The organism is Stieleria sp., from assembly GCF_041595215.1.
Classification (GTDB): Bacteria; Planctomycetota; Planctomycetia; order Pirellulales; family Pirellulaceae; genus Stieleria; species Stieleria magnilauensis.
Genome location: NZ_JBFHKV010000433.1, coordinates 1 through 6,493 on the forward strand (window position 1 = coordinate 1; position 6,493 = coordinate 6,493).

The 6,493-nt window shown below is 59.5% G+C and carries 6 protein-coding genes; 3 read left to right on the forward strand and 3 right to left on the reverse strand.

Going from position 1 to position 6,493, the window contains the following annotated elements; translation table 11 throughout:
* Positions 1-420 precede the first annotated feature (420 nt).
* From ABX749_RS17135 to ABX749_RS17145, 3 genes are all read left to right on the forward strand, one after another.
* On the forward strand, positions 421-1,032 hold the full coding sequence (locus ABX749_RS17135) for a MaoC family dehydratase (RefSeq protein ID WP_372897037.1): 612 nt from the start codon (positions 421-423) through the stop codon (positions 1,030-1,032).
* Positions 1,033-1,460: 428 nt separating this feature from the next.
* Positions 1,461-2,810 carry a GTPase HflX gene (hflX, locus tag ABX749_RS17140; RefSeq protein ID WP_095742554.1) on the forward strand — a complete coding sequence of 450 codons (1,350 nt, stop codon included), beginning with the start codon at positions 1,461-1,463 and terminating at the stop codon, positions 2,808-2,810.
* A 98-nt stretch (positions 2,811-2,908) separates the two neighbouring features.
* The gene (locus tag ABX749_RS17145; protein WP_372897038.1) at positions 2,909-3,694 is read left to right on the forward strand and encodes an SDR family NAD(P)-dependent oxidoreductase; all 786 of its coding nucleotides are present in this window, start codon (positions 2,909-2,911) and stop codon (positions 3,692-3,694) included.
* 2 nt (positions 3,695-3,696) lie between these two features.
* Here the strand turns inward: ABX749_RS17145 and ABX749_RS17150 are convergent, their stop codons facing one another.
* The 3 genes from ABX749_RS17150 to nadA form a co-directional block, all read right to left on the reverse strand.
* Entirely contained in the window at positions 3,697-3,897 is a 201-nt protein-coding gene (locus ABX749_RS17150) for a hypothetical protein (protein ID WP_145208734.1), read from the reverse strand.
* Positions 3,875-4,711, reverse strand: a complete 837-nt coding sequence (locus tag ABX749_RS17155; protein WP_095742557.1) for a hypothetical protein — start codon at positions 4,709-4,711, stop codon at positions 3,875-3,877. Before ABX749_RS17155 ends, ABX749_RS17150 begins: the two co-directional genes overlap by 23 nt.
* A gap of 305 nt (positions 4,712-5,016) precedes the next feature.
* Positions 5,017-6,120: a quinolinate synthase NadA gene (gene nadA, locus ABX749_RS17160; protein ID WP_372897039.1), complete on the reverse strand. Its 1,104-nt coding sequence runs from the start codon at positions 6,118-6,120 to the stop codon at positions 5,017-5,019.
* Positions 6,121-6,493 lie beyond the last annotated feature (373 nt).

The window sequence follows — 6,493 nt, forward strand, 5'->3', positions numbered from 1 at the left end:
AAAGCAAGCAGGCGACAATCGCCCGGCCGAAACGGCAGCGGGCCTGTCGCATTCTATCTTATCCCTTCTCCGTTCTGGCCTGTCGACTCAATCGATGTTTCGAAATCAACGCCATGACGCCACGCGCGACGCGTGGGCGAGGGGTGCTGCGTGGCCCTTTGCCAACGCGTGGGGGCTTGAATCGACAGGCCGGTTCGGGGGCGGAGACGTCATGGACCGCCAGCTTACCGAGTCTACCGACATCCCCCAGACGGCCGAACCGTTGCCGTCGCCGCAAACGAAAAAGATCGAGAAATGCGGGAAAAAACTAAAGAATGACGTCCTTGAATCCTAGGAAGACCGGACCACATGCGGCATGATGGTGCCCGTCACGTGACGATGCGTGTCCCCCCTCCGTCTCCTGAGATCGCCGTAGTCCTGATGACCGAATCAACTGCCAACGAAACGGACGCCAAAACGGATCCACAGACAGCGATCTTTCGGATCAATTCGGAACAAACCGAACTTGTCAGCGCGGAAGACCCGGAGACGACGCATCTGGTTTCGACCGCCACGCCGCTCGAAACGCTCCCTCCGGCCGATCCGACGCTGTACGCGGAAGACTTGGCCGTCGGAGATGTTTGGTTGACCGAGACGCGTGAGATCACCGACGGCGATGTGCAGGCGTTCGCTGACCTCACCGGCGACCACACGCCACTGCACGGCGATCAGGGATCGGCCTCTCCGTACGGAAAACCGATCGCACACGGATTGCTGGGGCTGAGCGTGTTGGCAGGGCTGGGCACGAATTATCCCACAGCATCCACGCTGGCCTTTGTCTCGGTGGAAGACTGGCGGTTTGTCGCCCCGGTTTTCTTTGGGGATCGCGTTCAGGGACGCAACGAGATTGTCCAGATCGAGCCCCACGGTCGCCGTGCCGTCAAGGTGCGCTGGCTGAGACAATTGCTGGACGAGACCGGTCGAGTGACCCAAGAGGGGTACTTTGTGACCCTGGTCGGCTCCAAAGCACGCGGTCGCAAGAAACCACGCTGAGCCCGGTGGTCTGTGTTCGGTGGGCTATCCGCCTGGATCGCGTCTTCTCTGGCCCGCCGCGAACCCCTCCCCGGCCGATCGCGTCTGGTTGGCATCGATGGCCTGTGGTTCGAGGGTTTGATCCAGATTTCGAGATCAACAATCCGGCCGAAAATCCTTTGGGGTTTACCCATCGAAGCCTTACAATCCGGCCCCGGCGGGTACCGCTGTGAAGCACGTGTTCCCTGCGTTTAGCGGGGGATTCGCGGTGGGGTACACGCCCCATGCCGCTAAAAATGCTTCAGAGCGTCGCCCAAAAGCGGCTGATTTTCGCCCGGTTGGTATGCGAGGTGCACAGTTGGGCGGCACCAGGCCGACGTTGTCAGTCTTGCGAAGCTATAATAGAGGGGTCCGAGCGACCCGACGATTTCAGGAGGACTTTTCCCTAAGTGCGTGAACAACATCTAGTCAGTGATGACACTCCGGAACGAAGCGTCTTGGCACGATTGATCTTGCCCGACACGCCGGCTCCGGAAGATCCGCTGGAGGAATTGCATGGATTGGCGACGACGGCTGGCACCCAAGTTGTCGGCGAATTGATTCAGCGGCGTGCGTCGGCTGAACATGGCACCTACCTCGGAAAAGGAAAAGTCGAGGAATTGCGTTTGCTGGTCGAAAAGACCAAAGCCGACGTGGTGATCTTCGACAACGAATTGACTCCCGGCCAGATCCGGAATCTGGAGAAAGCGACGGGCGCCAAAGTGCTGGATCGGACCGAGTTGATTCTGGATATTTTCGCCGCCGGTGCGCGAACCTACGAGTCCCGCTTGGCCGTCGAACTGGCCCAATTGGAATACACGCTGCCGCGATTGAAGCGGATGTGGACCCACCTGTCACGTCAAGCGATGGGCGTGGGGATGCGTGGCCCCGGTGAAAAGCAACTGGAAGTCGACCGCCGATTGGCTCAAAAACGCATCCACGATCTCAAACAAGAATTGGGCAAAGTCGAATCGCGTCGCGAACGCCAAGTCGCCTCGCGCAAAGAAGCACCGACGGTGTCGCTGGTCGGTTACACCAATGCCGGCAAGAGCACGTTGATGAACGCGTTGACCGAGGCGGGAGTGCAAGCGGCGGACAAGCTGTTTGCCACGCTGGACACTCGCACCCGTCGCTGGTACTTGGTTCACTGGGGCACCGTCCTGCTGAGCGATACCGTCGGGTTCATTCGCGACCTGCCCCACTCCTTGGTTGCCAGCTTTAAATCGACGCTGGAAGAAACGCGGCAAGCCGATCTGTTGCTGCACGTCGCCGACGCAAGCAACCCGAACGTGTTTGACCAGATCAGCGCCGTGTACAAGGTGCTCAGCGAACTGGAGATCGAAGAGAAAGACACGCTGTTGGTGCTCAACAAGATCGATGCGATCAAGTCGCCGGCGATGCTGAACCGGGTGCTGGATCGCTACCCGAACGCGATTCCCGTCAGCGCCAAGAGCGTCAAGGGACTTGAGATGTTGACCGAGGCGGTCGGCGAGGCGCTCGGCCGGGAATTCCTGGATTTGGACATCGATGTCGATCCCGGTGACGGCAAATTGCTGGCCTATCTGGCGGCCAAGGGAGAAATTGTTTCGCAGCACTTCGGTGCCGACGTCGTCAACGTGCGTGTGAAGATGCCCGTTGCGGCGATGGGGCCGGCCCGCAAGTCGGCAATCTCCATCCGCCCGGCCGGCACCGGCACCTTCGCACCGGTTGAAACCCCCGTTGAACCGCCCGTCGACACCCCAGCCACCGACGTGGCGTAAGCGCCCAGCTTACGTCCCCCACAGTGGCGTACGCTTCCAGCTTGCGACCCCCCACAGCAGCGGCAACGCCGTGCAACATCCGTTAAAGGACCCACGACTTGGCCCACTGGAATCCGAGCGGAAAACTGGCTGTCGTCACCGGTGCCAGCAGCGGCATCGGTCGCTGCCTGTCCAAGCGGCTCACCGCGGCCGGTTGCCGAGTCATCGCGGTCGCACGTCGGGCGGATCGCTTGCAGTCGCTCTCCGAAGAGATCCATTGCGACGGCGACGACGATCTGTTGCTGCCGATCCGTGGTGATGTGACTGACTCGGCGACACACGATCAAATTGAATCGCTGATCCGATCTCGCGGTGGCTCACTGGATCTGCTGGTCAACAACGCCGGCATCGGCGCGATCGGCAGCTTCGAAGAGGCGACGGAGTCACGGCTGCGAAAGATCATGGAGGTCAACTTCTTTGCCCCGGCGCAACTGACGCGTCGTTTGCTACCCTACCTGAAATCCAGCGACGACGCGGTGATTTGCAATCTCGGCAGCGTGCTGGGCCATCGCGCGGTGCCGGATAAATCGGAGTATTGTGCCAGCAAGTTTGCGATGCATGGCTTTAGCGATGCGCTGCGTGCCGAATTGGCCGGAACGTCGGTCCGGGTGACCTTGGTCAGTCCGAGCACGACCGAGAGCGAGTTTTTCGACGTGCTGGTGGACTCCGACGCCAACGCCACTTCGAAGAGTATTGGCAGTTGGCCGGCTGATCGCGTCGCAGCGGCAACGCTTGCCGCAGTCGGCAAACGTCGCAGCGAAGTGATCCTCAGCCTGGGAGGCAAGATGCTGGTCTATGCCGACCGGATTTGCCCGCCGCTGATGAATTGGCTACTCCGCAAGTAGCACTAGGCGTATTGGTCGATGTCGGTGACGACCTGCACCATCGGGTTGGCTCCGCTGGTTCGGAAATAATCCGGTGCCCAGCGTCGCAGTTCGATCCACATGGCAATCACAGCGATCAACAAGAACACCATGCTAAGCACCAGCATGACGGTGTAGACGCTCGGCGGCTGTTTGCCACCCTCAGTCGATGGAAGTGTCGACACGGTCACCCTCCAAAATAAATCCTTCGCTGTAGTCTTTCATGATCTCGCCGACGGCTCGGTTGGGCGTCGCTTTGAGGACTTTCAAACGGCCGATGTAACGCGATTTCCGCGTGACTTCGAGTTCGTGGCCTGGTCGAATTCCGTCATCCATGCCGATCGAGACTTCGGCCAAACCCTTGGTTCGATTGATGACCAATACGTTTCCATTGCGTTCCGGCGGAGCCCCGTCCAGTGGCGCCTTGGGATCGATCCCCATGTGGTCGGCGATCTCTCGGAATCGAGTCAGCTCTTTTTGCAGATTCTGATTCCGCGTTTCAAATTCGAGGCGGACGCCGCGAGCTTCGTTGAGTTTGTCTTGCAGCACCAGCGTTTGGGCGAACAAGGCGTCGCGATCTTGCTGCTCTTTGCGTACCTGATCGCGAAGGTTTGCGGTCGTGTCGGTCAGCGTTTGCAGCTCCTCGGCACGGATCTTGTCGACCTGAGCCAAGTTGGACAATTCGCCTTCGAGCTTCTGAACCGAGCTGATTCGCAATTGCAATTCTTCTTGCAGTTGGTCGAGCTGGGTTTGCAACGAAGCGAGTGCGGTTCGACGGGCGACCTGCTCACGACTGAGCGCCGCTTGAGCCCGCTGCTTGGCGTCCTCCAGCTGCTCGTTCTCGCGCGAGATGGCCTCGATCTTTTCCTTGTACCCGCTCGGCCCCAACACGACATCGCGCCAATTGCGATGCGAAGCATTGACCGCCAGGGCCAAGACCATGAAGGACAGGCTGAGCAGGAAAATGATGACGGTAAACGACTTCCCAAGTAAGGTCATTTTAGGAGCTTTCCTTTGACAGGAGCGGTCCGAACACGTTGTCGAATTTGGTAGGGTTCAGGCGACAAAATGCCGGGTTGGTGAGCGACGATAAGCCGGGTGCCCACGATGGATTTTCCTTGCAGAAACGCAGGATGCCCTCGCATCAACCGCCATTCCGCACTCCCGGAAGTATAGTTACCGCAAAAATCAACTGTCAACGAAATCGGCATTAAAAGCATCAAACGCCCAGTTTGCCCCGATTCAACGTGGTGAAACTTTGTCCCTCGTCGAGTTTGCACCGGGTTTGACGGTCATAGGGGCCGCTATTTCACCGCCAACATCCGCTCCAATGCGACCAAACTGCACTTGGTCACCTCTTCAGACACCTCGATCGTGTTAACCGGAGTCCCCTCGCGGAGATTCTCCAACGCCCAGCACAAATGGGGCAGATCGATGCGATACATCGTCGCGCACATGCACAGGACGGGGCTGAGGAAGTGGATTTCTTGCTCGGGATGCTCGGCCTTGAGCCGATTGACCAGATGCAACTCGGTTCCGATCGCCCACTTCGTGCCCGGCGGACTTTCTTTCACCGTCCGGATGATCAAGCCCGTGCTGCCGGAGACGTCGGCCAAATCGTTGACCTCCCGCGGACATTCCGGGTGCACCAAGATTTTGATCCCCGGGTGCTGTGCCCGAAATTGTGCGACGTGCTCGGGGCGGAACATTTGGTGGACGCTGCAGTGGCCTTTCCACAAGATCACCCGGCTGTCTTGGATCGCCTGGTCATCGTTTCCGCCGAGTTCCAATTCGTACGGATCCCAAACCGGCATCTGGTCTTCGGTGATCCCCATCTTCAGGGCCGTGTTGCGTCCCAGGTGCTGATCGGGGAAGAAAAAGACACGGTCACCGCGTTCAAAAGCCCATTCCAGCACCGCCCGGGCGTTGCTGCTGGTGCAGACGATGCCGCCGTGTTTTCCGCAGAACGCTTTCAAACTGGCAGCGCTGTTGATGTACGTGACCGGGATCACCCGCTCGGTGTCGATGACTTCGGACATGTCTTCCCAGGCCGCCTCGACCTGGGCAATCGCCGCCATATCGGCCATCGAACAGCCCGCGGCCATGTCCGGCAAAATCACGCGGACACGTTCCCCGTTGCGGCTGGCAAGCTTTTCCGGACGGTTGGCCAGAATGTCGGCCGTTTCAGCCATGAAGTGCACGCCGCAAAACACGATCGTCCGGCACGTTTCGCTCTGCGCGGCCATCTCGGACAACTGATAACTATCGCCGCGCAGGTCGGTGTGCTCAACCACTTCATCCTGCTGGTAGTGGTGCCCCAAGATCAGCAACGAGTTTCCCAGTTCCTGGCGAACGGCCGTGATTCTCGCGATCAACTCCTCGCTGGAGAGCGTCTTGTAGGTCGCCAGTTGGTGAGCCGCGTGGGTGTTCGGATCGGATGGGACGGTGGGGAGCGTTGGCGTGGTCAAGGGACTCACTTTCAAAAAGACGGAAGACGAGCGACAAGCAACCGGCCTGCCACTGGTTCTATTGTAGGGGAGGTTGACCATTCGGTCGATTCACCCGCCCCATTGCCGTCCATTTCTCCCCCGTGGGGCCATCGCAGGGAGGTGTCTAGCTGCCCGGCGATTGAATTTCGCTGCGGAGCAGCGAAATCCTGGACACTAGCGCACGTTGGTGTCCAGCCTTCAGGCGCTTCCCCCCGCGCTGCGGAGCAGCAAGACGGGCGGCTGAAGCCTGCACACCAGCAACCGTTGGTGTCCAGCTTTCAGGCGCATCCCC

Excerpts from the sequence above, each read along its gene's own strand:
- ABX749_RS17135 (WP_372897037.1), top strand. The coding sequence starts at position 421 with ATGACCGAATCAACTGCCAACGAAACGGACGCCAAAACGGATCCACAG.
- ABX749_RS17155 (WP_095742557.1), bottom strand. The coding sequence starts at position 4,711 with ATGACCTTACTTGGGAAGTCGTTTACCGTCATCATTTTCCTGCTCAGC.